19 protein-coding genes and 3 pseudogenes are annotated in these 26,218 nt (G+C 62.1%); 9 read left to right on the forward strand and 13 right to left on the reverse strand.

Annotated features, from left to right (window positions below; genetic code table 11):
* The first annotated feature begins 28 nt into the window (after positions 1-28).
* From IVB46_RS05935 to IVB46_RS05955, 5 genes are read left to right on the forward strand one after another with little or no spacing between them, the layout of a single operon-like run.
* Entirely contained in the window at positions 29-1,876 is a 1,848-nt protein-coding gene (locus tag IVB46_RS05935) for a methanol/ethanol family PQQ-dependent dehydrogenase (RefSeq protein ID WP_256468545.1), read from the forward strand.
* Positions 1,860-2,696, forward strand: a complete 837-nt coding sequence (locus IVB46_RS05940) for a substrate-binding domain-containing protein (protein ID WP_247303076.1) — start codon at positions 1,860-1,862, stop codon at positions 2,694-2,696. The genes IVB46_RS05935 and IVB46_RS05940 overlap by 17 nt, the downstream gene beginning before the upstream one ends.
* Entirely contained in the window at positions 2,696-3,322 is a 627-nt protein-coding gene (locus IVB46_RS05945) for a cytochrome c (protein ID WP_247303078.1), read from the forward strand. The genes IVB46_RS05940 and IVB46_RS05945 overlap by 1 nt, the downstream gene beginning before the upstream one ends.
* Before the next feature lie 19 nt (positions 3,323-3,341).
* Positions 3,342-3,716, forward strand: coding sequence for a c-type cytochrome (locus IVB46_RS05950; protein WP_247303080.1), 375 nt, complete (start codon positions 3,342-3,344; stop codon positions 3,714-3,716).
* Between the two features lie 5 nt (positions 3,717-3,721).
* Entirely contained in the window at positions 3,722-6,136 is a 2,415-nt protein-coding gene (locus tag IVB46_RS05955) for a glucose/quinate/shikimate family membrane-bound PQQ-dependent dehydrogenase (protein WP_247342276.1), read from the forward strand.
* A 120-nt stretch (positions 6,137-6,256) separates the two neighbouring features.
* Here the strand turns inward: IVB46_RS05955 and IVB46_RS05960 are convergent, their stop codons facing one another.
* From IVB46_RS05960 to IVB46_RS05970, 3 genes are all read right to left on the reverse strand, one after another.
* Positions 6,257-6,496 (reverse strand): hypothetical protein, encoded by a 240-nt coding sequence (locus tag IVB46_RS05960; protein ID WP_247303084.1) that lies wholly within the window; start codon positions 6,494-6,496, stop codon positions 6,257-6,259.
* 158 nt (positions 6,497-6,654) lie between these two features.
* Positions 6,655-8,433, reverse strand: coding sequence for an SDR family oxidoreductase (locus tag IVB46_RS05965; RefSeq protein ID WP_247342279.1), 1,779 nt, complete (start codon positions 8,431-8,433; stop codon positions 6,655-6,657).
* Between the two features lie 116 nt (positions 8,434-8,549).
* Positions 8,550-8,759 (reverse strand): hypothetical protein, encoded by a 210-nt coding sequence (locus tag IVB46_RS05970; protein WP_247303086.1) that lies wholly within the window; start codon positions 8,757-8,759, stop codon positions 8,550-8,552.
* Between the two features lie 243 nt (positions 8,760-9,002).
* Between IVB46_RS05970 and IVB46_RS05975 the strand changes: the two genes are divergently transcribed.
* Complete coding sequence (locus IVB46_RS05975; protein ID WP_346016117.1) at positions 9,003-9,818, forward strand: formate/nitrite transporter family protein; 816 nt, start codon at positions 9,003-9,005, stop codon at positions 9,816-9,818.
* 213 nt (positions 9,819-10,031) lie between these two features.
* Here IVB46_RS05975 and IVB46_RS05980 read toward each other — a convergent pair whose 3' ends face one another.
* The 5 genes and pseudogenes from IVB46_RS05980 to IVB46_RS06000 form a co-directional block, all read right to left on the reverse strand.
* Positions 10,032-10,373 carry a response regulator gene (locus IVB46_RS05980; RefSeq protein ID WP_247303088.1) on the reverse strand — a complete coding sequence of 114 codons (342 nt, stop codon included), beginning with the start codon at positions 10,371-10,373 and terminating at the stop codon, positions 10,032-10,034.
* 321 nt (positions 10,374-10,694) lie between these two features.
* Positions 10,695-11,442, reverse strand: a pseudogene (locus tag IVB46_RS05985) (outer membrane beta-barrel protein).
* Positions 11,443-11,624: 182 nt separating this feature from the next.
* Positions 11,625-11,849: a hypothetical protein gene (locus tag IVB46_RS05990; RefSeq protein WP_247303090.1), complete on the reverse strand. Its 225-nt coding sequence runs from the start codon at positions 11,847-11,849 to the stop codon at positions 11,625-11,627.
* 562 nt (positions 11,850-12,411) lie between these two features.
* Complete coding sequence (locus tag IVB46_RS05995) at positions 12,412-12,687, reverse strand: hypothetical protein (protein WP_247303092.1); 276 nt, start codon at positions 12,685-12,687, stop codon at positions 12,412-12,414.
* Between the two features lie 410 nt (positions 12,688-13,097).
* Positions 13,098-13,379, reverse strand: a complete 282-nt coding sequence (locus tag IVB46_RS06000) for a hypothetical protein (RefSeq protein WP_247303166.1) — start codon at positions 13,377-13,379, stop codon at positions 13,098-13,100.
* Between the two features lie 975 nt (positions 13,380-14,354).
* On the opposite strand from IVB46_RS06000, the pseudogene IVB46_RS06005 reads away from it, so the two are divergent.
* A pseudogene (locus IVB46_RS06005) lies at positions 14,355-15,571 on the forward strand (integrase); the annotation flags it as partial.
* 137 nt (positions 15,572-15,708) lie between these two features.
* On the opposite strand, the gene IVB46_RS06010 reads toward IVB46_RS06005, so the two are convergent.
* The 3 genes from IVB46_RS06010 to IVB46_RS06020 form a co-directional block, all read right to left on the reverse strand.
* Positions 15,709-17,565 carry a recombinase family protein gene (locus IVB46_RS06010; RefSeq protein ID WP_247342283.1) on the reverse strand — a complete coding sequence of 619 codons (1,857 nt, stop codon included), beginning with the start codon at positions 17,563-17,565 and terminating at the stop codon, positions 15,709-15,711.
* A gap of 210 nt (positions 17,566-17,775) precedes the next feature.
* Positions 17,776-17,952, reverse strand: coding sequence for a hypothetical protein (locus tag IVB46_RS06015; RefSeq protein ID WP_247316203.1), 177 nt, complete (start codon positions 17,950-17,952; stop codon positions 17,776-17,778).
* A 352-nt stretch (positions 17,953-18,304) separates the two neighbouring features.
* Entirely contained in the window at positions 18,305-20,398 is a 2,094-nt protein-coding gene (locus tag IVB46_RS06020) for a DUF3363 domain-containing protein (RefSeq protein ID WP_247316205.1), read from the reverse strand.
* 906 nt (positions 20,399-21,304) lie between these two features.
* On the opposite strand from IVB46_RS06020, the gene IVB46_RS06025 reads away from it, so the two are divergent.
* Positions 21,305-21,628 (forward strand): hypothetical protein, encoded by a 324-nt coding sequence (locus tag IVB46_RS06025; protein WP_247316206.1) that lies wholly within the window; start codon positions 21,305-21,307, stop codon positions 21,626-21,628.
* A gap of 51 nt (positions 21,629-21,679) precedes the next feature.
* Here IVB46_RS06025 and IVB46_RS06035 read toward each other — a convergent pair.
* Both IVB46_RS06035 and IVB46_RS06040 read right to left on the reverse strand, forming a co-directional pair.
* A pseudogene (locus IVB46_RS06035) lies at positions 21,680-23,191 on the reverse strand (arylsulfatase).
* Between the two features lie 107 nt (positions 23,192-23,298).
* On the reverse strand, positions 23,299-25,353 hold the full coding sequence (locus tag IVB46_RS06040) for a hypothetical protein (protein WP_247316209.1): 2,055 nt from the start codon (positions 25,351-25,353) through the stop codon (positions 23,299-23,301).
* 548 nt (positions 25,354-25,901) lie between these two features.
* On the opposite strand from IVB46_RS06040, the gene IVB46_RS06045 reads away from it, so the two are divergent.
* Positions 25,902-26,218: hypothetical protein (locus IVB46_RS06045; RefSeq protein WP_247342286.1), on the forward strand; the 317-nt coding region annotated here is incomplete at its 3' end.

A 26,218-nucleotide genomic window follows, 5' to 3' on the forward strand; every position in this document is an offset into this window, starting at 1 on the left:
CTCATCACTGCCGTGGAGATCTTTACATATGTTAATGCGTGGTCTCACGCGTTTGCTGAACCGGATTCCAGCCGTCCTTTGCACTTGCTGTGCGGTGCTGTCGTCGGCGTCGGCACAGAGCGATCTCGCCAGCCGGATGAAGGACCCGGGCCAGTGGCCGATGGCGGCGCGCGACTACGCCAACACGCGCTATAGCGAGCTCGACCAGATCAACGCGTCCAATGCCTCGCGCCTCCAGCTTGCCTGGACCTTCTCGGTCGGCGCCGACCGGGGCCAGGAGGCGGCGCCGCTCGTGGTCGACGGCACCATGTACGTGGTCGGCCCCTATGCAGGTCCCTATCCCAACCGCGTGTTCGCGCTCGATGCCACGACAGGCGAGTTGAAATGGTCCTACGCACCGAAGCCAGAGCCTGCGGCCGCGGGGGTTGCCTGCTGCGACGTGGTCAATCGCGGGCTCGCGTTCGACGACGGCAAGGTCTTCCTCAACACGCTCGATGACCACACCGTCGCGATCGACGCCAGGTCCGGCAAGGAGCTGTGGCACACCAAACTCGGAGAGATCAACAAGGGCGAGACCCTCACGATGGCTCCCGTGGTGGTCAAGGGCAAGATTCTCGTCGGCAACAGCGGCGGCGAGCTGGGCGTGCGCGGCTGGGTCACCGCACTCGATGAAAACACCGGCGCGATCGCTTGGCGCGCCTACGCGACCGGGCCGGACAAAGACGTGCTGATCGGCGACGACTTCAAGCCGTTCTACGACAATCTCAAAGGCAAGGATCTCGGCGTGAAGACCTGGCCCGCCGACCGCTGGCAGGTCGGCGGCGGCACGATGTGGGGATGGATCTCCTACGATGCCGAGCTCAACCTGATCTATTACGGCACCGCCAATCCGAGCCCATGGAACGCCAACCAGCGCAGCGGCGACAATCTCTGGAGCACCACGATCTTCGCCCGCGACCCGGACACCGGCCGCGCCAAATGGGCTTACCAGATCAATCCGCACGATCTGTTCGATCACGACGAGATCAACGAGAACGTACTTGTGGACCTCGAGCTCAATGGCCAAACGCGCAAGGTTCTCATTCACCCCGGCCGCAACGGCTATATGTACGTGATGGATCGCGCCACCGGCGAGGTGATCTCGGCGGACGCCTTCGAATTCGTCAACGCGTATAACGGCGTCGACCTCAAGACCGGCAAGATCATCCCAAACGAGGAGAAGACGCCGCTCGTTGGCAAGACGGTGGAGAACATTTGCCCGGCCGCGCCGGGCGCCAAGGATTGGCAGCCGAGCGCGTGGTCGCCGCGCACCAAGCTGCTCTACGTGCCGCACCAACACCTCTGCATGAGCTTCAAGGCGTCGCAGGTCGGCTACATCGCAGGCACGCCCTATGTTGGCGCCGATGTGGACATGTACGCAGGTCCCGGCGGGCATCGGGGCGAGTTCATGGCGTGGGATCCCGTTGCACGCAAGAAGGTCTGGGAGATCCACGAGAAGTTGCCGGTCTGGAGCGGCGCGCTGGTGACCGCCGGCGACGTCGCCTTCTACGGCACCATGGATCGCCTGTTCAGGGCGGTGGATGCCAGGGATGGGCATGTCCTCTGGCAATTTCGCGCCGGCTCCGGGTTCGTCGGCCAGCCGATTTCCTATCGTGGCTCCGACGGACAGCAATACATCGCGATCCTGTCGGGCGTCGGCGGCTGGCCGGGTGTCGTCGCAAATGCCGAGGTCGATCCGCGCGTGCGTAACGGCGCACTGGGCTTCACCGGCGCCATGCAGGACCTGCCGTTCTACACCGCGGGCGGGAGCGAACTGCTGGTGTTCAAGCTCGGCGGCGCCAATGGTGAGGACAACAGCCATGCGCCTGCGAAATAGCCGTGCCGCCATCGTTGCCGGCGTTTTGGCGCTCGTGACCACAGCAGCCGCAGCGTCGGACGGCCAGCTTCGCGTCTGTGCCGACCCGAACAATTTGCCGTTTTCGAATAGCGCCGAGGCGGGATTCGAAAACAAGCTTGCCGCCATGGTGGCCGCGCATTTCGGCGAGCAGGTCTCCTACAGCTGGTGGGCGCAGCGGCGCGGCTTCATCCGCAATACGCTGAAAGCCGGCCAATGCGACGTGGTGATCGGCGTGCCGGCCGGCTACGATCTCGTGGAGACGACCAGGCCTTATTATCGCTCGAGCTATGTCTTCGTCACGCGGCAAGACCGGCACCTCGATCTCTCCTCTTTGATTGATCCGCGCCTTCACGGTCTTACGATCGCCGTGCATCTGATCGGCGATGACGGCAACAATCCGCCTCCTGCACAGGCGCTCGGCGACCAGGGCATCGTCGAGAACGTGCGCGGCTACTCCATCTACGGCGATTATCGCGAGGCCAATCCGCCGGCGCGCCTGATCGAGGCGGTCGAGAACGGCGAGGTCGATGTCGCCGCCGCCTGGGGGCCGCTGGGCGGCTATTTCGCCCAGCGCTCCCCTGTGCCGCTGACGGTCACGCCGATCCGGGATACCGAGCGCTTCGCGCCTCAGCAATTCCAGTTCGCCATCGCGATGGGCGTGCGCAAAGGCGATCACGCCCTGCGCGCTCGGCTCAATGCCTTCATCGACGAGCACCGATCCGAGATCAACGCCTTGCTGCGATCATACGGCGTGCCTCTGGTCGATCTGCCCGTCACGGCGTCGGGAGGAAACCAGTGATGTCGTTGCGCGCAAGCATCCTGTCGCTGCTGCTATTGTCCGCACTGAGCGACGCGACATTCGCCCAGCAGACCCTGCCGCAATCCCAGGAGGCGCAAATGCCGACGCTGGCGCCGCGCCCCAATTTCGGCGGCAGCATCGGCAACGGCAGGCCCGGCGTCTTCATGCAGGTTCCGGTCAGCCATCTGTTTCCGGGCGCACAGCCGGACCCGCCGCAGATCAAGAACCCGGTGCAGGGCGACCCGAATGCAGCGCAGCGCGGGATGACCTATTACGTCAACTTCAACTGCGTCGGCTGCCACGCCGCCAATGGCGGGGGCGGCATGGGACCGGCGCTGAGCAACAACACCTTCACTTACGGCGAGCAGCCCGAGAACATCTATCTCTCGATCTACCAGGGACGCCCGAACGGAATGCCGGCCTGGGGCGGCGTGCTGCCCGACAGCGTGATCTGGGATCTCGTCACCTATATTGGCAAGATCAGCAACGAGCCGAGCCGCCAATGGGGCCGGACCTTCTCGGCAAACCCGCTGTCGCCCGAGGTCGAACAGGTCCCGACGGAGCAGGTCTCGACGACCGATCCGTGGTCCGCCACCAAAGCTTTCAATTTCGGCCAGAAGCCGTGATTGAACGGAGATGCCGATAATGAGCCCGGTCGCACGATCGCTCATCGCCGCAATGCTGGCGCTGGCGGCCGCTGCTTGCGAGCAAGGCAAGGCTGCGGGCCCGGACAATTTCATGGGGGATGCGCGTCGGGGCGCCGACCTGGTCAAGCAGTACCAGTGCGGCGGCTGCCACGATATTCCCGGCATCGCCGGCGCCGAAGGCAATGTCGGGCCGCCCCTGCATCGCATCGGGACGCGGACCTACATCGCCGGCTACATTCAGAATTCGCCGGACAACATGGCTAACTGGATCGAGGATCCGCAAAGGGCGCTGCCCGGCAACGCCATGCCGAGGATAGGCATCCCGCAGAAGGACGCGCGCGACATCGCGGCGTTTCTCTATACGCTGAAGTAGCCAACATGACTCCAACATCTGGTTCAACAAACTGGTTCCGGGGTGCGCCGTGGCTGGCCATCACCATTGTGGTCGTCGCCATCATGGGCCTTGCTCTTGCCGGCGGCGGAGCCTGGCTCGCAGCGCTTGGCGGCTCGGTCTACTATCTGATCGCCGGCGCCATGCTGCTGCTCACAGGCTGGCTGCTCGCGATCCGCCGCGCCGAGGCGCTCTGGGTCTATGCCGTGCTGCTGCTCGGCACGATGGTGTGGGCTATCTGGGAAGTCGGCCTCGATTTCTGGACGCTGGCGCCGCGCGGCGATGTACTGGCCCCGGTGGGGGCATGGCTGATGCTGCCGTTCATCGCATCTCATCTTGGGCCGCGCTGGCGGATCGCCCGGCGGGCCCTCGGGGTCGTTCTGATCGCCGCGGCCATCGTGCTCGGTGTCTCCCTGACGAGCGATCGCCACGATCTCACGGGCACATTGGCGGAGAACGAGACCGCCGGCGCCACTACCGCGCCCGAACCGGCCGAGGCCCCGGCCGCCGGGAACTGGACCGCCTATGGCGGCAGCGGCTTCGGCACGCGTTATTCCTCGCTCAGCGAAATCACCCGGGACAACGTGAAGAACCTGAGGCTTGCCTGGGAATTCCGCACCGGCGACCACAAGAGGCCGGACGATCCGGACGAGATTACCAATCAGGCGACGCCGCTCAAGGTGGGCGATCTGCTGTACACCTGCTCGCCGCATCAGATCGTGTTCGCGCTGGAGGCCGCTAGCGGAAAACTGCGCTGGAAGTTCGATCCGCAGGTCCAGCACAACAAGGCCTTCCAGCACATGACCTGCCGCGGCGTGGCCTATCACGCCACCAAGCCCGGCGCAGCGTCCGCGGACGGCGCGCCGGCGCCGAGCGATTGTGCCGAGCGCATCTTCGTGCCGACCAACGATGGACGGATGTTCGCGCTGGATGCGCAGAGCGGCAAGCCTTGCGAGAGTTTCGGCCAGCATGGGCAAATCGACCTCAAGGAAGGGAGCGAGGTCCAGACGCTCGGCTTCTACGAAGGCACCTCGCCGCCGGTCGTCACCGACAAGGTGCTGATCGTCGGAGGCGCGGTGACCGACAATTATTCCGACCGGGTGCCGTCCGGCGTGATCCGCGGCTTCGACATCTATTCCGGGCGTCTGATCTGGGCCTTCGATGCCGGCAATCCCGACCCGAACGAGATGCCCTCGGCCTCGCATCATTTCACCGCCGGCTCGCCCAATTCCTGGAGCATCTCGGCTGTCGACGAAAATCTGGGTCTCGTCTACGTCCCGCTCGGCTCGAGCTCGCCGGACATCTGGGGCGGCGGTCGTTCGCCCGAAAAGGAGCGTTACGATTCGGCGCTGGTGGCGCTCGATATCATGACCGGAAAGCTGCGCTGGTCGTTCCAGAACGTGCACCACGATCTCTGGGATATGGACATGCCCTCACAGCCGAGCCTGGTCGATCTGCGATCGAATAGCGGCGTCACGCCGGCGATCTACATCCCGGCCAAGACAGGTGACATCTTCGTGCTCGACCGGCGCGACGGACATCAACTGGTGCCGGCGCCGGAGAAGCAGGTGCCCCAGGGCGCCGCGCCCGGCGACCGCCTCTCCCCGACCCAGCCCTTCTCCGATCTGAGTTTCCGTCCCCGCGCCATGCTCACGGATGCGCAGATGTGGGGCAGCACGATGTTCGACCAGCTGGTCTGCCGCATCAAGTTCAAACGCCTGCGCTACGAGGGCCCGTTCACACCGCCGTCGGAGCAGGGCACGCTGGTGTTCCCTGGTGATTTCGGCATGTTCGAGTGGGGCGGCATTGCGGTCGATCCGAAGCGCCAGATCGCAATCGCCAATCCCCAGTCCATTCCCTTCGTCTCGCGCCTCGTGCCGCGCGGGAAAGACAACCCGGCGGCCCCAAACGCGACACATCCGCCCGGCACGGAGCTTGGCGTTCAGCCGATGTACGGCGCGCCCTACGGCGTCGATCTCGGCACTTTCCTTTCGCCGCTCGGCATTCCCTGCCTCGCACCGCCCTGGGGCAATATCGCCGCAATCGATCTCAGGACGCATAAGGTGGTGTGGCAGCACCGCATCGGCACGATCCGCGATCAGGCTCCGCTGCCGCTGCCGTTCAAGCTCGGCGTTCCCATGCTGGGAGGGCCGATCGTGACCGCAGGCGGACTCATCTTCATCACGGGAACGATGGACGACTACATCCGCGCCTTCGACGTTCGCAACGGCAGGCAGCTCTGGCAGGACCGCCTTCCCGCCGGCGGCCAGTCGACGCCGATGACCTATGAAGCCGGCGGCAAGCAATACGTCGTCACGGTGGACGGCGGCCATGGATCGTTCGGCACCAGGCTCGGCGATTATGTCCGCGCCTATGCGCTGGAGAAACCGTCACAACGTTGAGCGATGATCCGACCGTCAGCCTTCCGGCACTCGCAAGCTGACCAGCTATACAACCCCAGGAACGCGATCGAGGTATACAAGTTTTTCGCAGCCGCGATTGAACGAGTCTTCGTTAGCGACCTACTCATCGACCGATAAGGTCAGCGAGAAAAAGATACGACCGTGTTCGGGAGAGGCGCTGTCACTGACAACGATCTGCCAAGGGTGCCCCTGCCAAAATGTCTCCCCAAGCCCGTCGGCGAGTAGACCGCTGGCCAGTTTGACGGCTTCGGCCTTGGCCGCTTTAATGTCGGGAAATTCCTCGCCGGTTTCATCCGTGATGGCGGTGCCGTCCAGAACGTGAAAATAATACCGCGTCATACGCGCTCTCCCACCGACCTGATTTTGCTTTGGAAGATACGTTTGAGGGAGCAAGCTAGATCACGCCAAGGCTGGAAGGCACTTTCCCGCGCGATGGCCGAGGGCGCGGCCCCCGGTGGTTTTTCGAGGAAAGCGCCGATCTATCATGTCCGCTTCGGCTAACGGGACGAGGCCCCGCGCCGCCTCACCCGCGCGGGCCTTCGGGGACCGCCAAACGCCTGCGAGGCGGCAACGGCGACGCAGGCCGCAATCCCGAGCACCGCGAGTCCCTTGCTGATCACGCCGGCCGGCGGAAGTCGCTTTCGCGCCAGCCAACCGCCATCGAGCGATCTGCCTTCGGGACCAGCGTCGATCATGGTGCCCTCGCTGCTCTTGGCGGGACGCGCCCGCGACAGCAGGAATTGGAAAGCTGCTCCCACGACATTCTCGGTGACCTTCGGAGCCATCGCATAGGCAATTTGACCTGCACGCGCGGGCCAGCCGACCGCGACCTCGTCGCGAGGCGCACGCACGAGGCGAACGAATGTTTCAGCGACGTCGTCGGACTGGTAGAGCAGCGGACCCGGATCGAGCATCCGCCCGGACACGTTGGCGCCGTGGACGAATCCCGGCGTATCGACCATGGCCGGAAAGACGCCGCAGATGTGGATGTTGGGATGCGCCCGCAGCTCCTGGCGCAGGCTTGCGGTAAAGCCGCGCAGACCAAACTTGCTCGCTGTGTAGGCCGCGGCGAACGGCGTCGGCGCCCAACCGCCTAGCGAGATGTTGTTGATCAGGATGCCGCGCTTCTGGCGCAGGAAGATCGGCACCGCGGCAAAGGCGCCATACATGGTGCCAAGGAGATTGACCTCGATGGTCCGGCGATGAAGCACGATATCCGCATCCTGGAAGGCCCCGAAAACGCCGGTGCCGGCGTTGTTGATCCAGACGTCGATGCCGCCGAAGACGTCTTCGCCTTGCCTCGCCAATCGTTGCACCGCCTCGGCATCGGTGACATCGGTCGGTACGGCCAAGGCTTGGCCACCGAGCGCCTCGCATTCCTCCGCAAGGCGCATCAGGATATCGCTACGGCGTGCCGCCAGAATCACGCTTGCACCTTTGCGAGCAAACGCCAGCGCCGTGGCACGGCCGATGCCGCTCGAGGCGCCGGTGATGACGACACGCGTGCCGGTCATCTGTCCTTGCTCACGTCTCGCGGCATCCGCAGAAACAACCCAGCGCAACGATTGCCGCAGGCGCTCGGTCCCGTCCGTTTGGAACCAGTCGCCATGCGCGAAAATCACCCGCTCTGGTGCCAGGCTCACGAGCCGCTCCGCTGCGGCTCCGACCGAACGGCCACCGAGACGCAACAGAAGACGAAGGTAGAGCGGCGCCTTGCCGTCCGGCCCGGAGATGCCGAGCAGGTTCGCTGCGGCCTCGTTCGTCGCGCTGAGATGATCGAGATCAAGGTTCTGCACGAGATCCGTCAGGATCAGCGTTCGGCTGCGCTTGTCGAACAGCTCGATCTCGCAGAACATCGGGGCATCCACCGCTACCGTCTCCAAGTCGGCGGTCCATTCCTCCGGCGTAACGCCTGCCAGTTCGCGGTCGATGCGGATGCCCGCCGCGCGCACCTGCCTGCGGGTCGAAAGGCCGCGGGCGGCGAATGCCTTTGCGTGCGGCAGTTCCCGTTGCCACTCGGGCAGGAACATCCAATGCGCGATGTTCGGCGCCAACAGATATCTTATCGCGCCCAATCGCTCCAGATGGTGACGGAGGTCGGAGGAATATCGCACCGGCGAATGCAGCACGAGATCACCGTTGGACAGCCGGACGACGACCATGCGGACGGGCAGCTCCTGACCGGCGGCACTGATTGGCTTGTCATCTACAATCCAGATCTCGTCTGTGACGCGAGTTAGGCCGGCGCTTGACAAAACGCCATCGGAACTTTGCATGAGCGGCTTCCATTATGAGACCTTGCTCAAACCCCCGCAGCACCGGTCGTTCCTAGGAGCACTTTATCAAGGCGCCCGCGGGACGCACGGGCCTACTGATGCGAGCCGCAGCGGCGCTAATCGGGCGAGCGCAGGCCGGGCGAACGTATCCATTCCTCCAGGACTGCCATGGTTTCAGCCAGGCGGGCCTCGCGGATCAGATTTTCGCGCTCCCTGCACGGCGCCATTTGCAGCGCCAAGGTCCGCGTCTGCTTGGCAGATTCCAGCAGTCGTTCCTTCAGTGTCTGGGTACGCTTAAAACTATTGCGCCGCTTGACTTCTGTCATTGTACGCCTCCTAGCTACGCTGGACGCCCTCTCGTTGTCGATGACAGTTGCATCAACCGAGCGAGCGCATTCGCATAAGTGAACCAGTGGTACAGAATTGCGAAAGAATCGCCGACTTATATACGCGTCGAAACGCCGGTCGGCGGCGCTGGTCTACGAACGGCCATGAACGGCCGCTTGCGAGGAACGGATCACCTTTGGGCGCTTTGAAGCTGTCGGACGAAATTTCCCTGAGCGCAGAACATGGACAAGCCGAGCGAACCGCAGTCATTCAGCCCAGCCTCGGAACTCGACGGAATCTCGCCTCGCCAGACCGCGGAGATCGAGTCCCAGAGCAGGCCGAGTGCGGCGCTTATCCACGAGACGATCCGCGCCGAGGGCGAGCAGGAGCTCGAACCGCGTTGGTGGGCCATCCTCATGTCGGGTCTTGCAGCCGGCCTGTCGATCGGTCTGTCGCTGGTTGTGCAGGGAGAATTTCACGCGGCGCTCTCCGATCAGACTGCGCAGCGGCTCGTCGCGCCGCTCGGCTACACCGTTGGCTTCCTCGTCGTGGTGCTGGGGCGACAGCAACTCTTCAGGGAGAACACGCTCACCCCAATTCTGCCTCTGCTGCATCACCGAAACCTCGGCACACTGATCAAGTTGCTCAAGCTGTGGGGGCTGGTGCTGGCCTCGGATATCGCGGGCACATGGGCGATCGGATACGGGCTCGCACGCGGGAATATCTTCAGGCTCGAGGTTACGGACGCATTTCTGGTGCTGGGCCGTCACACCGTCGATGGTACCTTTTCGGCGACTTTCGTCCGAGCCGTGTTCGCCGGTTGGCTCATTGCGCTGATGATGTGGCTTCTGCCGGCGACAAAGGGATCGCGGGTGCAGGTCATCGTGATCATGACCTACGTGGTCGCGCTCGGTGAGTTTTCGCATATCGTCGCAGGCTCGGTCGAATGCGCCTATCTGGTGCAACGTGGGCAAGCTTCGGTTGCCCAATACGGCTATGATTTTTTCCTCCCGACGTTGCTGGGCAACATCCTGGAACGACATTGGTTGCACTGTTGAACTACGGTCAGGTCGCGGCAGAACTCGACAAGGCCGGACAGAGAGAAACGCGTTCACAGCGAGCCACCGGAATGGACAAGCTGTCGGCCGGCGCGTACCGGATCGAAAGCGGCCAACTGTGCGGATTCGCCCTGGTCCCGAGTCGTAAAGGGGGAATCGTTCCTCGGCCAGAGCCGCGGTGATTTTTCGCCGCCACAGGTCACTGGTGACGTCTCAGCAAGCCCCGGTCAACTGCATGACGCGGGCCAAATCTTCCTCGGAGAAAGGCTTTCTGATCATCGGAAAACCATCGCGCCTTCGCTCGCGCCCCGACAACTGTAGAACCTTGAGCGCGGGCCGCAGGCGCGTCGCACGGTACGCCAGCTCATGCCCATCCATGGAAGGCATATTGATGTCCGTGATCAGAATTGAGATCTGGTCCTTGGACGCGAGCTGGTCGAGCGCATCGGCCCCGCTCTCCGCGCAGACCACCAAACAGCCGAGATCTTCCAACATGCCCGCGATCATCTCGCGCACGCTCGCGTCGTCGTCCACAAGAAGCACCGTGTGCTGCATATCAACACCTCAGGGTCCAAACGCTTCATTCCTGTCGATGTTCCGCGAGACGACTAGACTTCCGAGACTTGTCACCGCCTGCGAGAGCACGAAATTCGATTCCCTCCGTCGAAGTCAAGGGCGCTCACATCGAGAACGGCCTCCTCGTCAACGACCTCCAAGCTGCACCGGATCGCTATTAACCGGCTCCGCGCCACGCAACGTGACCCGGATCGAAGCGAGATGTCGACGCCAGAGCGCGAGCCGTGCCACGCGGGAAGGTCAAAAAAGCCCGGCCGCAATGCGGCCGGGCAAGTACACTGGAACCGGAAGCCAAACGGTTCAGTACCGTCCAGTGAAAGCGCCGCCGAACTTGTAGTTAAGACGGACCGTGACGAGATCGACGTTCTGACGGATGCGATCCGACCCAAATGCCACGCTCGCGGGGGTCGTGAAGTCGAGGGTCCGATCCTGCATGAACAAGTGATCGTATTCGACGCCAGCCGACCAGCCGGGCGCGAATCCATATTCCAGGCCGGCGCCGACCGTACCACCCCAACGGCTATCGTTGCCGGTGCCGGCCAGTTGAGCGCCGGTTGCGGTCGAGTAGGTCCGATTCCGATTGTCTGTCACAGCCGCACCGCCCTTGACGTAGAACAGAACGTTGTTGGCGGCCCAGCCGAGTTGGCCGGTGAAAAGACCGAACGCGGCGATGCGCGAATCATTCCGGAAACCGGGTCCGAACAAGGTGCTCAGGTTGCTTGCCTCGCAGGTCGGCCCAGTTGCCCTGCGCTTCGGGTCCGAACACCCAGCTGCCCGTCCGCCAGCGATACCAACCTGACCACCGGCAACGCCGCCGGTTGCATCGTGTGATCCCTCGGGGCCTACAAGGAATGGTGCAACCGAATCCCAGTTGTTACGGCTCGAGCCCCAGCCGCCGTTAGCGCCTATGTAGAAGCCAATCGTAGACGGTGGCGACAGCCGCTGGAGGCGCCTTGGTGTAGGGGCGGGACGCCAGACCGGCCGCGCTCGCCGGAGTCGAAAGCCCGAGGGCCAGTGCCCCGGCCGCAGTCATGAGAAGTTTTTTCATACGATTGTCCCCAAGGGAGAGTGAAAATACGGCATGTTCGCCGCATGCCGCGCGAAATTAATGCTCGCCGCTCATCGCTGCTGTCGCGAGGCTGCAACACTGGCGAAAGCCCGCCAAAGTTGTTGATCCAGGTTAAGCGCTTTGGTTCCACTGAGGACCATCAACCCAACGGTTTGAAAGCCCTAACGCGATTTCAGGCCGGCGAGCCGATCCATCGCACAGTCGATCGTAAATATCACCTCCAGCACGAACTGCATTGCCGTGTGCCGGTGATTGTCGGGGTCGCTGACGACCACGCGAGCAATGTCGTCCCTGACCTGCTCGGTGCGGTAAGCTTTCGGCAGCCGCGCAAATGCCTCATCCAGAGTCACCTGCATTTCATCGGCCTTTCCGCTGTCGATGATCATAGGCTGCTGAAGCTCACAGGGTCGGACATCCGCTGGAAATAGCGGGGCACCCGCGCGAACTCTGCCACGACGGCAACGGGCGCACATTAAGCTGGATCAACGAGACGCGCTCAGCGACAGTCTGGCGAGCCTACCGGGCTCCAGCCATCCCGAATAACTTCGCGGCGTCGGGGTCCACGTCGAGGGATCTCATTCGGCTTCCAGCCAACTAGGTCGCAGTTTCGACGGCTTACGTTGAGGTGCTCCATTGAATCAGCCAAAAAGGCGACAAGCCTGTAGCAGACAATCAGTCCGCTTTCACGATCTTCGCAGCGAGCTCAGCTACAGCGCGGCGACCCCCCTCCGTCAATCCGCCCAGTGTCTGCGTATGAGTCTTCGCGCACTCAACGATCTTTTCGGCAACGTACTTCCGGGCGGGATGCGCTCGGACGACCCGATCGCAATACTGGCGAGATCGTCACCTCACGTCAGCGCTCTCGACGACGCATGACAAGGTTGATGCAGCAACGTCGCCCGCGTGAGGGTGCGTCACTGTTTCAGTAGACCGCCCGTGGGCCTGCCGCTACTTGCCGGTCCCTTGGCCCGGAGGCACTGATGGCGCGTTGTTGTTGGCGGGCTGGCCGGTGCGGTTCATTCCGCTGCTTGGGCCACCGGTGGCGTTGTTGCCGTAGCTGTTGCCCTGATTGGTATTCACAGTGCCTCCGACATTCGTTCCTGCGGTGCCCTGCACGCTTGAGGAACTGGTCGTCGTCTGCCCTGCCGCGGAGCCGCTCTGCGCAAGAGCGAATGGAAAACTGCCGAACATGACGCTCAGAAAGATCGCGATGTACTTCATCATCTATTTTCGCTCCTTGTTTTGAAAGGGGTCGGCGGCCTCGTCACAGCCCTGCCGGCTGCTGAAGAACATCAACGCCATCAGGCTCATCTGGTACATGCGAAGGATCAGCGGACTCGCACTCTTGGGTTACACCGCCGGAGCGTTGATATACATCTGGCAGTATCGGTGGCTTCACTAGAGAATCGAGAGTCGCATGTCATCGGTCCGCCACGGTTGATGGCACCCTCGCTTCTTATGTCGGCTATTGGTCGGTAGTTGAAGGTCGTTTGAACCCGAGTCATGCCGGCTTTCAGAAGCAAACCTGACGGCAATTCAACATCGCGTCTTGCCCCCTTGCGGACGTCGTCCAACTCTTTGCAGAGTGGGGGCGGTTCAACTGATTGGCAAAACGTTACTCTGGCGGGCTTTTTTCAGAAACCACAGGCTGCGTAGGTCTTGCGAGCAAGACGGTAGTGCGATCCGACTTCAACGAAATCGACATCGAGGCACTGATTGCCGTGGCGGTAGTCATCGGCGAGCCCTTGGCAATTTAGATATTCGATGTTGATCCGCCAGCGATGTTCCTGCGGGTCATAGGTCGCAAAATCATGTTGCGCCACGGCCGGTCCCTTGCAAAGCCCACCGATGTATTGCCGGATCTCCGGTGGCAAATCGGAAATATGCTGCGGGTCCCATGGGTCGTGCTTGTTCATCGAGGCAGCTTGAACGGTCGATCCTTGACATAGCAGCAAAGCCAATAGGCAGTTGCGCCAAGACATCGGAGCCTCCCCATGGTCATTTGGCGTGGAGAATAGTCTCCTCGCTGCCGGATTTCCATGCCGTTTGCGTTGCCGCCGCTGGCCCGCTCCCGGGGCAGAGTTTAGGCCAGCGGCGCAAGAGCCCAGCACGTCCGTTTCTTGTTTCTCTGAATGCTAGTGAGAGAAGCTGACGGGAAACTGACGACCGGCGCGGTGGAGTGACGCAGGCGCGGATTGGGGGGCGCTGAATTGGGAGGGCATATAGCGCCGGTGAGAATTGTTCGCAGCATTGATTTCTTAAAACTGCAACACATGGGGTCCCTCCAAGGCCGTAGGTGCTGATATGCCGAAGGGGGAGTGCAAGATCGCAGGCTTGCTAGCAGGAGAGGGAATCGAATCCCCGACCCAATCAATCCGGTTCTGGCCTTTAGCAGGCGATTCTTGCGGCGAAGCGTATAACAGATTGTCCGCTTTGCTCGCTCCAGCATCCCATTCTACGACGAGCATGAAATTGACCTAGCCCACAGGATCCGCGCGCTCTATCGGTGAAGGTACAGAAACAAAGGAAAAGCCGAACAGCAATCTCGCCACGCCGGCCCTCACAAAACCGTCGCACGAAATCCGGCTTGTTCTGTCGGAGAAAATAAAAAGCCCCTTCGGGCCAATCTCTTAAGGATGGTGGGCGCACCAGGGCTCGAACCTGGGACCCGCTGATTAAGAGTTTAAGATCATCCCTTCCCTGCAGTTTCGATTGCACGCCGCGTTACGATGAGTATTCGAGAAGCCCTTTGTTTATAGATGTTTCTCGCATAGTTTCGCGCTCCGTCGAACTCAAACCTCCAAATAGCTCGATCCGCCAACACCGTTTGAAAACCGTTTTGGCGGCCCTGGACTCTCGTCATGACCGATATTCGAATTTCTCTCACCGGGCGGGCTTCATCCATTAGGGTTTCCATTGGCAACGCCAGCGAGATGTCAACCCGAGCTGCGCGCGCCATTGCCAAGGAATATTTGGCTCAGATTAGCCGGGGGCGGCATCCGAAGGACGAGAAGCAAGCCGAAGGGACGAATCCCGCTCCGGCGATGGAGATTGGGGGGACAGTCGCAAGGATCACCCTCAGGCAGGCCTGGCAGCGGTATCTCGAGGCACATCTGATGCGCAAGAGCCGCAGTGAAAAGACCATCAGCGGCTATCGCGACCACGTCGAGCGAATCTTTGCGGATTGGCTCGACACCGCCCTGCATGAGCTCGCAACAGACCCGGCTCGGGTGGCCAGGAAGCACGACGAAATCACAAGAGAGAATGGGCCGTACATGGCCAACGGCAGCATGCGAACTCTGCGGGCCATCTATAATCATGCACGGAAGACGAACAGGTCGTTGCCGTCAGATAACCCGGCCGATGCGGTCGACTGGAATGAAGAGGAGCGCCGCAACACCGGGATGGGCTCCGCCGACCTGAAGGGCTGGTTCGCGCAACTCGCCGCCCTCGACAACCCCGTGCGGAGAGAGTTCCACCTCTTTACTCTCCTTTGCGGTTCTCGGCCCACTGCGCTCCAGGAAGCTAAACCGGAACACATCGATTTTCGGCGGCGGGCGCTGCACATTCCCAAACCGAAGGGCGGCAAAAAGAAAGCCTTCGAATCCCGTTGTCACGTCAGATGATCATTTGCCTCGTCCGCGCGATCCGGTTCAGCAGGCAAATGTATCCTGTGCAGGCACAAGAGTGGGTGTTTCCGGCCGACAGCACCTCGGGGCATTTGGCGGAAACAAAAGAGGACCGGGAAATGCTATCGAAGTGGGGTAACGACCTCCGCCAAACCTTCCGTACGATTGCGACTGCAGCCGGTGTCTCGGAAGTTGACGCCAAGCTCCTGATGAACCATGCCATTCCCGGTGTAAACGCAGGCTACATTACGCGGCACAAGCTTCTCGAAGATCATCTACGCAGCCAGCAGCAGGCGATCAGCAATGCCGTATTTGCTGCGTTGGGCCCATCGATGACCCAGAGGGCCTCGTTGCAGGATTGGCTCGGAAGAGGTGGTAGCCGACGAGCAACTCAACGGGCGGCTTGCGACAGAAAGCAAGGTGTAGTCTGGCCGGTTGTTCAAATTGAACAAGGATCATTCCGGAACTCGGTGCGTTGACGGTCCGACGCTTTTATGCGGGACACATGAATCGCTCCAATCCATCATGGGCCAATTTGAGCTAGCTGTCCCCGGGCTCAATTTGAGCGCCGGAAGGATGGCGACCAGCAGGCCGCTCCAACCAAACAAGGGCCATTCTAGGTAACTCCAAGCGGTCTCGGCACATGCTCCATGTCGGCGCAATCGAGGAAATGCGGAACGCCTGCGGCCAGATCGCGCGCCCCGCGAGACATCCGGCGGCGCCGTCGCCATAGGCGTGGCTGAGCGAACGCTCGAAATCGTCGGCTTCGACGCCCGCCGACAGCATGCCCCGTGGACGCGGCACGGTGAAGTTCCGCCTGGGTCAAGGATTCGAATCGGGGACCTGCAAGCGCGTTTGTTATAACTTCTGGCCGAGGCGACCTCCGACGGCCGGCTGCAAGGTCAAGAACGGCCACCAGGTCGCCGCGTAGGGTGGCGTGATTCTCGCCCCGCTTGTCGCCGGGGGTTATCACCACCTCGCCAACGAGCGAGCGGATGTCCACGCAGGCCTCCCCATTGGACTCCGGCTCGGCGAGCGTTTCGGCGAGGCGGATCACCTTGGCGCGGTAGTGCTCAGCGATATTCGGATGTACGTCCGGCAGATCGGCCGGGGCCTCAGCAAGACGTTTCTCGATCTCGGCCTTTTGCTGCTCCAGTTCGCTCATCCTTGCCTTCATGGCCGGCTGGTACATTCCATCCTCGATGGCGTCGAGAATCGCTTTTGTTGCCTTCTCAACCTTCTCAAGGGCACGGCGGCTCGCTTCCACTTGCGCGCGCCGCTCGTGGTTCTGGCGGTTGGTCTCTTCGGCATAGGCGCGCACTGCGACCGCTACAGCCTCGGGAGATACCAGTTTGTCGGTGAGGCCGGCCAGCACGCGCCGCTCAATGTCGTCCCGGCGAATGGTGCGGCCATTGTCGCATATCCCTTTGCGGAAATGACCAAGACAGCCGTAGCGGTCGTTGACGACGATGCCATATTTGCCGCCGCAGCACCCGCAGGTGAGCAAGCCCGACAGAAGGAAAGCAGGACGGCGTAAGCGGTTCAGCCGTTCCGCGCGAGCGGCGCGGACGCCGTTCGTTGTCGCCTCGAACTGCTTCGCAAGTTCGGCCTGGCGCAGCTTCACCCGCCGCCACAACTCGTCATCGACGATACGCAGCTCCGGCACCTCGGTCCTGATCCACTTGGCTTCGGGGTTGGGACGCGACACACGCTTGCCGCTGTTCGGGTCCTTGATGAAACGCTGCCGGTTCCAGACCAGCACCCCGGCATAAAGCTCGTTGTTGGCGATGCCATTGCCCCGGCAGGCGTGGCCCCGGATCGTCGTGTCGCCCCAGGTATGGCCGAACGGGCCGGGAATGCCGTCCCGGTTCAGATCGGTCGCGATGGCGCGCGGCGATTTTCCAGCCGCGAATTCCCGGAAGATGCGGCGGACGATCGCGGCCTCGGCTTCATTGATTGTGCGTTCGCCCCGAACCGGCTCGCCCTCGCTATCGGTACGTTTCACCACGTCGTACCCATAGCAGAGCCCGCCGCCGGCCTTACCCTTCTCCACCCGTCCGCGCAAACCTCGATGGGTCTTGGCGGCAAGGTCTTTCAGGAACAGAGCGTTCATCGTGCCTTTGAGACCGACATGAAGTTCTGAGATTTCCCCCTCGGCCAGGGTGACGATTTGCACGCCGGCGAAACGGAGATGCTTGAACAGAGTCGCCACGTCGGCCTGATCGCGCGAGACGCGGTCCAATGCTTCGGCCAGCACAATGTCGAACTTGCCGCGCTGGGCATCCTGCAACAGCGATTGGACCCCCGGCCGGAGAATGACACTGGCGCCGGAGATAGCGGCGTCATGATAGGTATCGATAACTTGCCACCGCTCCCTGCCCGCATGCTCACGGCAGATGCGGAATTGGTCCTCGATTGACACCACGCTCTGATTGTCAGTCGAATAACGGGCGTAAAGTGCAACCTTGGGCATGGCGTCGTCTCCAGATCGGACCCACATCGATTCAAGAATTTATGCCGATATCAAGGCGCGTCGGTTCATCGGGCGCCCCGACGCACTCCGCTCCTGTCGACGCTATTCCGGGAATTTCGCCGTCACTGGTGAAATTGAGCCATACAGGATGAAAATGCCGCTGCTTCAGAACGGCCAGGCCCAGTGTTGGGGAAGCCATTTCTGACGACGCTATCGTTGCCGCGGTTCGTTGTCATTGGCGGCGGCCGGAGGCTTGGCCTGCTCGCGGGCAAGCTGTCGGCCGATCGCTTCTGCAATCCGCAGAATGCGCGGGTCGAGCGGTTCGCCTGTGCGCGAGCCGTTGTCGTTGGCCGGATGAACGCCCGTCCGTTCCTCTTCCGCCGCCATTCCAATATTCCCTCGTCGGAATCCATCGGATCAGAACAACAAGGAAACTCAGGGCGGAAGCAGGAAAATTGATTCGTCGTACGGTGGCGTAGAAATGGTTGCAGACGGCGGTTTACCGCCTCTGATACGAGAATAGCCCCGGGAGGAGCGACCAGCTTGCAACGATCTCACCTCCGGAAGGGAAGCGCTCCGCTTCCCAATGAGCCTTGCTCGCATGGCAAGCCCTTGCCGGGGCGGCGACAGCCGGTCAAGGCCGCAAGCCGCGAAGCGGGGGCGCGGAACGCGCCAGCCTTGACGGGATGGCGCCGGTCTGGCCTGCTTGCCTCCAAGCAGACAAGGCTTTCCTTTCGGTTTACAGCCCGAGCCCCAGCTTGCGAGCGAACGACCAGTCGACTCCTCCATCTGGCATGGCGATGCCGGAGATGTGGCGGCCGATATGCTGTTCGAGCGCGGGCCGCCACGGGACGAGGCTGAATCCGAGGCCATCGTCGATCATCGCGAACCGGCCGCTGGATAACTGGGTTGAGCCGACAAGCTGGCCAGTGACGTGGCTGCCGGCGACGACAGGCTGCCATTGCAATCCGCGTTCGGCAGCGAGCACCTTGCCGGCCCGTTCAATATCGATGGCATCGAGCCGTTGGATCAGATCCCTGGGCGCACGGAGTTGGCCCTCACCGAGATCCTTGACGTGACCCATGTTCACGAGCGCCTGTTTGCGCTTCTCCAGTCCCGCCTTCACCTCCTGACCGAACCCCTCGCCGGCGAGCGCGATGCGCTGGCGGGAGAGCAGCTCGCGGTCGAGCCAAGTCGCTCCGTCGTGGCCGATCTGCTGGTCAAGGCCGGTGGGAGACAGGACGCTAACCCGGATGTTCGCACGGTCCCGCGCGAGATCGTAGGCTTGACCGCGCTCGGGAAGATCGGCAGGGACACGCCAGTGATCCGCATCGATCCGCTCGGCATGGCCGGCCCGGCGCAGCGCCTCCAGCCGGCGAACGTGGGAGCGAACGAAGGCCTCGGGATCACCGCCGATACGGTCGATGGCACTTCGTGCCCGTTCCAGATGCTCGGACGGGCGATAGACGCCTTCTTGACCTGCGACATCCATGATGTTGTGGTCTGCGGCTCGCGGCCCGGGAGGGGTGGAGCCGGCCACGACGATCATGCCTCGGCCGACGTCCTCGGCGCGGGCGGCATCCATCTCGATGTGATGCACCCGCCCGTCCACCCCGTCGATCACCAGCCGGACCCGCTCGCCCATCTCGTCGCCGCCAAGCCCTTTGTCGAGCACGCGGCCGACGATGCGCTCGGTCGCGTTCTCGCGGTGCAGGACGTAGCGCGCGGGATGGCGGTGCTCCGCCAGCCCTTCGCGCTCCAGTGCCCGATGCATGGTCTTGATGATGTCGCCGCGTTCGCCGAGCTCCCGCAGCACCGGCTCGGCCTTTGGCGATACAATCCATTTGCCAGTCTCGATCTCAGTCGCCAGCCCCATGCGCTCCAGCTTGCGCGCCCGCTCGATCAGCAGCGCGCGGTTCTGACGGAACGTGTCGCGCATGTCCTGGTCGGGACGCAGGTCGGTGAACTCCCTCCCCTGTTGCTCGGCGATCAGCATCCGGTCGAGCCTGGTGAAGCGATCGGCATCCACTTCCCGTTCAAGCTCCTTCGTCACCTCAAGCTCGGTCTGCCGGCCCAGTTCCCGGGTGACGATCTCGCTGGCCCGTTCGCGGATGCCGTAGGCGATATAGTCGCCGGCGATGTTGAGGGTCTTGCCGTCGTCGGTGATGCCCCGAACGATGATGTGGGTGTGCGGGCGGCCGGTGTTGTGATGATCGACCGCGATCCAGTCGAGTTTCGTCCCAAGGTCGGCTTCCATCTGCTTCATCAGATCGCGGGTGGTCTCGCGCGGGTCGGCAAGCTCCACGCCGTCCTCGGCCGAGACGATGAAGCGGAACTGGTGCCGGTCATCGCGGCCCCGGTCCAGGAAAGCGCGGCCATCCTCCACGTCGCGCTCGCCCGAATAGACTTGGCCCTTCTCGCCATCCTTCGTAACGCCGTCCCGCTCGAGGTAGCGCAGATGCGCGTCAACCGCCTTGGCGCCGACAAACTGCCGCCCGCGGGCAGCTCCGCGCTGCGGGTTGAGCTTCACCACGCGGGCCTTCACCACCACCCGTCGCGCCCGTGTGCGCGCCCCGCTCCCGTCCCGGCTCCACGCGCTCCGATCCCTCAGCGTCAGCGCCGTCGCGACGCCCCGGCCCCTCGCGTTGAACCGGCCGCTGCTCTTCCCTTCCCGGCCACCTGCCGAACGGCTGATCCAGTTGGGGTTGCCGCCGGCCTTGCGGACCGCGACCTTGACTTGGGTCAGGAAGGATTGTGTGCGTGGATTGACGCGTGTGCCGCGGCTGCGGGACCGTCCCGGACGAATGCGGAAATCGGAGTCATCGGTTGCCATCCGCTAGAAATCGACGGGCAGAAATCCCGCTGCAAGACCCTTCGTGCGACGATCGTAGCGTGGCGCGAAATTACGTGCTGCGGCGTGAAAACGGCGGAGCCGCCAACGCCGCACATTGCGAGCGCCACCCATTTTAGCATTGAAAATAAAGTAGAAAGTGAAGAGAGCGGCACCCCTTCACCTTGCAGAGTTCTGTTACACGCTGCAAAAAACAATGTGCAGACAACCTCTTGCGACCGGAAGGAGCCGCGAACGAAAGTTCGCTTTATCTTGCCGTCGATTGTAACCAACTAACCAACAACCAACGAACCAACGTAAGCGTCCGACTCCTGCACGACTCTTCGAGAGTGTGTTCTCGTTCCATTTCGGGTTCTCTACTGCATTGGAGAATCTCCGGTGGGTCCAAAACATTTCCAGAACAAAGCCAGGCGTGAATGGTGGTCGATTCACATCGAGGCCTGGCAACTCAGCTGGCGAGGAATCGGCACGCAAGCTCACGGAATGGCAGGCGGAATTGCGCCGCGAGAAGCCGCCGTGAAGAGCGGGAGAAAGGACTGCGAAAGCGCCGCCGGCAAGCTTTTGGCATCAGCACGGACGTGCGCAATCGCGCCGTCCAAGCGTTCTGGGCGATGCATGTGGAGGCGATGAACTGGAGCGGAATGGGCGTACGCGAATACGCTGCCGCGCTGTCTCTGTCGCCTTACGCGCTGCGCAAATGGCGTGACCGGCTGGATGAGGGCCAGGTTGAAATCGACTGGCGAGCGCATCTTCACCCCTCCGCCCGGCCCGTCGGCGTATCGCGCAGGGCGTATTGCCGTCGACATCGATTGGACGTGAATACTTTCGCGCGCTGGCTCGACGCGCTCGCTGTGAGTCTGCACGCAGCTCACGGAATATCAGGCAGAATTGCGCCGCGAAAAGCGCCGTGAAGCGCGGGAGAAAGGGCTGCGCCGCCGGCAAGCCTTTGGCATAAGCACGGACGTGCGCAATCGCGGCATGCAGGCGTTCTGGGCGATGCATGTGGAAGCGATGAGCTGGAGCGGAATGGGCGTGCGCGAATACGCTGCAGGTTCGAAGCCATGCTGGAACAGTATCGCTGACCTACTGTGGCGCAGGCTATGCACAATCGGCAGAATCACGCCTAGATTGCACAGAGAGCTCGGAGCCTTTTGGGCTTCCTCTGATCGCGCCAAGCTGCGCCATGCTGATGGCGGCTCCATGATCTCGTGATCTTGCCTGTTGCGCCCGTGCTCTCGCAAGCGCGGCGGCAAAACTGGCCGCTCAAAACCGCGTCATGTTGGCCGCCGGCGGGTTTGGATACTTCGCGACGCTCGCCTTGTACCCCTCCACCGCCTTTAACAGTGGCCCGACCACCCATTCGTACATCTCGCCGATGTTGTGCTCCTCGCGCGGGTCCGCTTCGATATTGAATACTTTGGGATAACCGTTCAACGGCGCCGCGCTGGTGCCCACACCGCCCAAGAGAGTGGCGCCGCTAGAGCCGCTGCGGCCTGGCCCTACGTCGGCGAAATAGGCACGGAACTGTTTCCAACGCGCCGCAACCAGATTGGGGCCGACGAAGGTCAAGAGGTGTTCGCGCCGCCCAACATCATTTCCGCCGAGCAGGAGGTCGGCCTGGTCGACGCCGTCGATCGGGCGGTCGTCCGGCACCTTGCCGCCCACGATATGCGCGAAAGTGGGGAAGAAATCCATGATCGAGAACATCGCGTAGGACGATCGTGGTTGGATTCGACCAGGCCAGCGAATGATCGCGGCGGTTCGGATCGAGCCTTCGCTGACGTCGCCGAGCGCGCCGTGATAGGGTCCGGAAAAGGCTATGTCTGGCATATCGCCGCCGAAGGCGCGCACCGCGGGGCCGTCGGGACCGTTGTCAGAGGCGAACACCACGATGGTGTCACGCGCGAGGCCGAGCTCGTCGAGCGCATCGAGCATCCTGCCGACGATGGCATCGCCTTCCATCAGCGAGTCGCCGAACTGCCCGATGCGCGATTGGCCCTCGAAGCGCTTCGACGGCAGGTTCGGAAAGTGCGTTCGGGAAATCTGCAGGTAGAGAAAGAACGGCTTGCTGGCCGCCTTCTGGCGCCGCATGAAATCGATGCCGCGGTCCACGAGCTCCCAGTCGATCCCGCGTCGGACTTCTTCGATATAAGGTTTGACCACCTTCAGTGGCTCGCCGCGCTTGGCCTCATAGATCTGCGGCCCCCTGTCCAGCGGGATATCGAGCGTCTTGGTCTGGCGACCCTGGGGGGATCATCAGGAAGGCGTCCCAGGTGCGCCCGGCGGGATGCCGTAGAACTCGTCGAAGCCCTTGTTCTGCGGCTGGCTATAGGACTGCGCGCCAAGATGCCATTTGCCGAAGATCGCCGCGGCATAGCCGGCATCATGCAACATCTCGGCCATGGTGATTTCCTTCGCCGGCAACGAGATGTCGGTTCCTTCAACCGCAACCAGCGACAGTCCGGAGCGGATCGAATAGCGCCCGGTCAGCAATGCGGCGCGCGATGGCGTGCAGGACGGTTCGACCAGGAACTGCGTCAGCCGCAACCCCTCCGCCGCGAGGCGATCGATGCGCGGCGTCGGCGCCCCGCGCAGCTCGCCGCCGCCGTAGACCCCGAGATCGCCGTAGCCGATGTTGTCGGCGAGAACGAAGAGGATGTTGGGCTTCGTTTGCTGCTGCGCTGATGACGAAGCAACAAACAACGGATGAGCAACGAGGCACGACCCGATGAGCAGCGCGTCGAGCATCTTCGGCCGCGATTGAAACCAGCTCATGTTGCGTCTCCACTGACTGCCGAAACCAAAATGCCCTCAGAACGAAATGCCAGACTGCACCCGATTGGGACGGGTGCGGCCCGGGACGCGAGGACCTGCTTTCGCGACTACGGTTGCTTGGCCGGACCGATCTGCGGCGCGCGAACCGGCTTGGCCATGCCGTAGAACACAGTCACCCCCTGGCCGCCGCAACGGGTCGAGAGCGCTTCGTTGGGACTGCCGAAACAGCTGGCAATATCCTGCCAGTTGTTCATGACCCAGATGTTGCCTGCGGGATCGACGGCAAGATCGGTCTGCATTTGCAGGCCTCCGCCGACATAGCCTCCGGGTGGCGAAATCTGATCGCCGGTCTTCATACCAGGAGGGCAGTTCTCGGTACGAGTGCCGCACAACTGGGTGATCGGACTGTTAGGAGCGGCAAAGTTGGAAATCCAGACATTGTCGTTGCCATCTATCGTCGCTGCCCAAGGACCAGGCAAACCGCCACCAGTGAACGGCGAGCCGGGATATTGGGTACCGTCCGGTCGCAATAGCGTGACGCTGCCACCGTCTCGACTAGTCTGTTTGGCCATTTGCTCAGTGAGAGTCCGGTCAGCGTTGCCACCCATCTTCAGGACAGCGATATCCTCGACGATATCGAACATTCCCCGATCCGAACTGCCCAACCGATTAGTGACCCAGACATTGCCACGACTATCGATGCCAAGCCCGCTGCCGCTGTAGCCGCCGGTCTTGAATTTCTCGACCTTGCTCGGGTCAGAGGCGGGAAATCGCGTCACATGCGCGCCAAAGGCGTTCGTGACCCAGATCCGGTCCTGCTGATCGATGCCAAGGTGGAACGGACCCACGAACGATTTGCAAGGTTCAACTTCTCGACCCTCGCAGACGATCCGGCCTTTGGTTGGATCGCCCTTGGGAAAATGGAGAAGCTGGCTCTTTGAAATTCCCACCACCCACACATCTTCACTGGGAGTGGCGATAATCCCTTGCATCAGCCCGAGCTTGCCATCGAAGGTGATGCCCTCGGGTGGCGTCAGCGGTTTGCCATTCTTGTCGAACACCGCGATTGACTTGCCGCCATAACTGGAAAGCCAGGCATTGTCCTTGGCATCGACGGCCGCTCCAAATGTACCGCCTTGCATTCCACCGCCGGCAAACCCGGTGGTGATCGGGGAGAGCGGACGACCGTTGGGCGCGAACTTGGTGGCATTGCCTTGCCAAAGGGTATCCTGCGCTTGCCAGCCTATTGTGAAGTTGTCGCCGACCCAGAGGTTACCTTCACTGTCGAACATTGCCTTGCCGCCGGCGCGATACCCGCCGCCATCGAACTTGAGCGGTAGAACCCACGCGCTGGGTGCGAAGCCAAGATAGGGCATGTAGGGCACGGCTCGCATGGTCTTGTCTTTCGGGACCGGATAAAATTGGTCGAGAAGAGCAAACACTCGCGTCGGCTGGTACCACGGAGCCCGAGCAATTGACTGCGCTGCCATCAGCGTGTCATTCGGGGCGTCCCCCTTTGGTGATGTAGTCGCGGTGTACAATTTGGGACACGCATCTGGTGTCACGCGCGTGACGCATCCGGCAAGCGCATCCGCAAGCGTGGCGAAATTGGCCATCGTTGGAGTCTGACTGCTATTGAGGGGGTCCTGAATTGTCGTGCCCCAGCCACCCGTTTGCAGATCGACGAAGTTCGGGACATTGCCCGCCGCGATGCGCAGGCCAAGCGAAGGTCCCTTGATCGCCGTGCCGTCGAGGAATTGCGCGTGGGTCCACACCGAGGCCACGGTCGTCATCTCGTTAATTGTGACCGTCGCCGGTAGGTTGCCGCCTACCACGGTCATCAGCGCAATGGCGGGGTTATCACCACCTTGCGCATTGGCTCCGGGTTGGCCTCCCTTCGCGATCAGATAGAGTGTGACAGCACCGGTCGGAATGGTCGGATTGAGCGCAAATCCACCATCGGCTCCGGTGCGGGCCTGTCCCAGCTGCTGCGGCGCGCCCTCGCTCGCAGCCCAGAGGGTGACGGTCGAATTGGTGATCGGTTGGCCACCGCCGAGAACTTTGCCCTCAAGTGCATCCGCCGTACCAGCGCCAGCTACCCAACAGAGCATGCTGCTGACCAGGACCGTCATGACGAAGCTGGTCTTGTTCCTCGCGATCATAGACGCCTCCCACTCTTTGATTCCTGTATGTTTGCGCAATTTGAACCAGTTAGCGCTGGAGACTATTGTTGCCGGCGCGTCAAAGGGTTTGGCTATGCGAAATCGGCACGTTCGATAAACTTCGTTTGTCGCCCGAAGTTTTGGCGCAAACGAACTAGCGGCTGCGCAGCGGAATTTGACGACCGAAATGAAAGAGGCCGCCAAAGGAGGCGGCCTGTGTTGGTAACGCCGCACGCAGCCGGACCTGTTCCGTCGCCCGCCCGCCCCCCTGATTCCTGAAAAACTAAATCCGTCCCGGTGGTTAGACCGGGACGGTGAGTGAGTTATAATGAAAATGGTTGCGGGGACGGGATTTGAACCTGTGACGTTCAGGTCGTCAGTTGGCGACTAGATACTTGAGGCCGCGGAATGTCGGCCGGCCAAGAACTGAGCGTCAACGAGACGTGGATCTGGTAGGGGCGGAGACCGACCCATTCCAACATCAGCATTAGATACAAACCAGCTCCGTTCGCCACGTCGAACGAGACCAACGTCTCGCAGTTGCCCGCATGCGCTCGTCAATCCGCTCGGGTCGAGCCCATCCATCATGGGGCCATCGAGAATTTCCAGCGCAAGTCTTTCATTTCATTGATCTATTTTTCCTCCACTCGATCCTTTATGGGATTGGACCGATTGAAGAATTTCGCGCGACCAGGCTTCTGCACATTGGTTTCTCTAAGATCATATCCGACCAGATTGGAAGCGAAAATCGCGCTTTTGCATTCTCAGTGCACACGCGTGGCGCCTACGGCGAATACCCAATTGCCATCGATCACAACGCGTTCGTTGACCGACGCCGCGCCCTGCCGGCGAGCAGCCGCAACAC

The organism is Bradyrhizobium sp. 61 (assembly GCF_023073075.1).
GTDB lineage: Bacteria > Pseudomonadota > Alphaproteobacteria > Rhizobiales > Xanthobacteraceae > Bradyrhizobium > Bradyrhizobium barranii.

Coding starts and splice junctions, on each gene's coding strand:
- IVB46_RS05935 (WP_256468545.1), top strand. CDS start 29: ATGTTAATGCGTGGTCTCACGCGTTTGCTGAACCGGATTCCAGCCGTC.
- IVB46_RS05940 (WP_247303076.1), top strand. CDS start 1,860: ATGCGCCTGCGAAATAGCCGTGCCGCCATCGTTGCCGGCGTTTTGGCG.
- IVB46_RS05945 (WP_247303078.1), top strand. CDS start 2,696: ATGTCGTTGCGCGCAAGCATCCTGTCGCTGCTGCTATTGTCCGCACTG.
- IVB46_RS05950 (WP_247303080.1), top strand. CDS start 3,342: ATGAGCCCGGTCGCACGATCGCTCATCGCCGCAATGCTGGCGCTGGCG.
- IVB46_RS05955 (WP_247342276.1), top strand. CDS start 3,722: ATGACTCCAACATCTGGTTCAACAAACTGGTTCCGGGGTGCGCCGTGG.
- IVB46_RS05960 (WP_247303084.1), bottom strand. CDS start 6,496: ATGACGCGGTATTATTTTCACGTTCTGGACGGCACCGCCATCACGGAT.
- IVB46_RS05965 (WP_247342279.1), bottom strand. CDS start 8,433: ATGCAAAGTTCCGATGGCGTTTTGTCAAGCGCCGGCCTAACTCGCGTC.
- IVB46_RS05970 (WP_247303086.1), bottom strand. CDS start 8,759: ATGACAGAAGTCAAGCGGCGCAATAGTTTTAAGCGTACCCAGACACTG.
- IVB46_RS05975 (WP_346016117.1), top strand. CDS start 9,003: ATGGACAAGCCGAGCGAACCGCAGTCATTCAGCCCAGCCTCGGAACTC.
- IVB46_RS05980 (WP_247303088.1), bottom strand. CDS start 10,373: ATGCAGCACACGGTGCTTCTTGTGGACGACGACGCGAGCGTGCGCGAG.
- IVB46_RS05990 (WP_247303090.1), bottom strand. CDS start 11,849: ATGATCATCGACAGCGGAAAGGCCGATGAAATGCAGGTGACTCTGGAT.
- IVB46_RS05995 (WP_247303092.1), bottom strand. CDS start 12,687: ATGATGAAGTACATCGCGATCTTTCTGAGCGTCATGTTCGGCAGTTTT.
- IVB46_RS06000 (WP_247303166.1), bottom strand. CDS start 13,379: ATGAACAAGCACGACCCATGGGACCCGCAGCATATTTCCGATTTGCCA.
- IVB46_RS06010 (WP_247342283.1), bottom strand. CDS start 17,565: ATGCCCAAGGTTGCACTTTACGCCCGTTATTCGACTGACAATCAGAGC.
- IVB46_RS06015 (WP_247316203.1), bottom strand. CDS start 17,952: ATGGCGGCGGAAGAGGAACGGACGGGCGTTCATCCGGCCAACGACAAC.
- IVB46_RS06020 (WP_247316205.1), bottom strand. CDS start 20,398: ATGGCAACCGATGACTCCGATTTCCGCATTCGTCCGGGACGGTCCCGC.
- IVB46_RS06040 (WP_247316209.1), bottom strand. CDS start 25,353: ATGATCGCGAGGAACAAGACCAGCTTCGTCATGACGGTCCTGGTCAGC.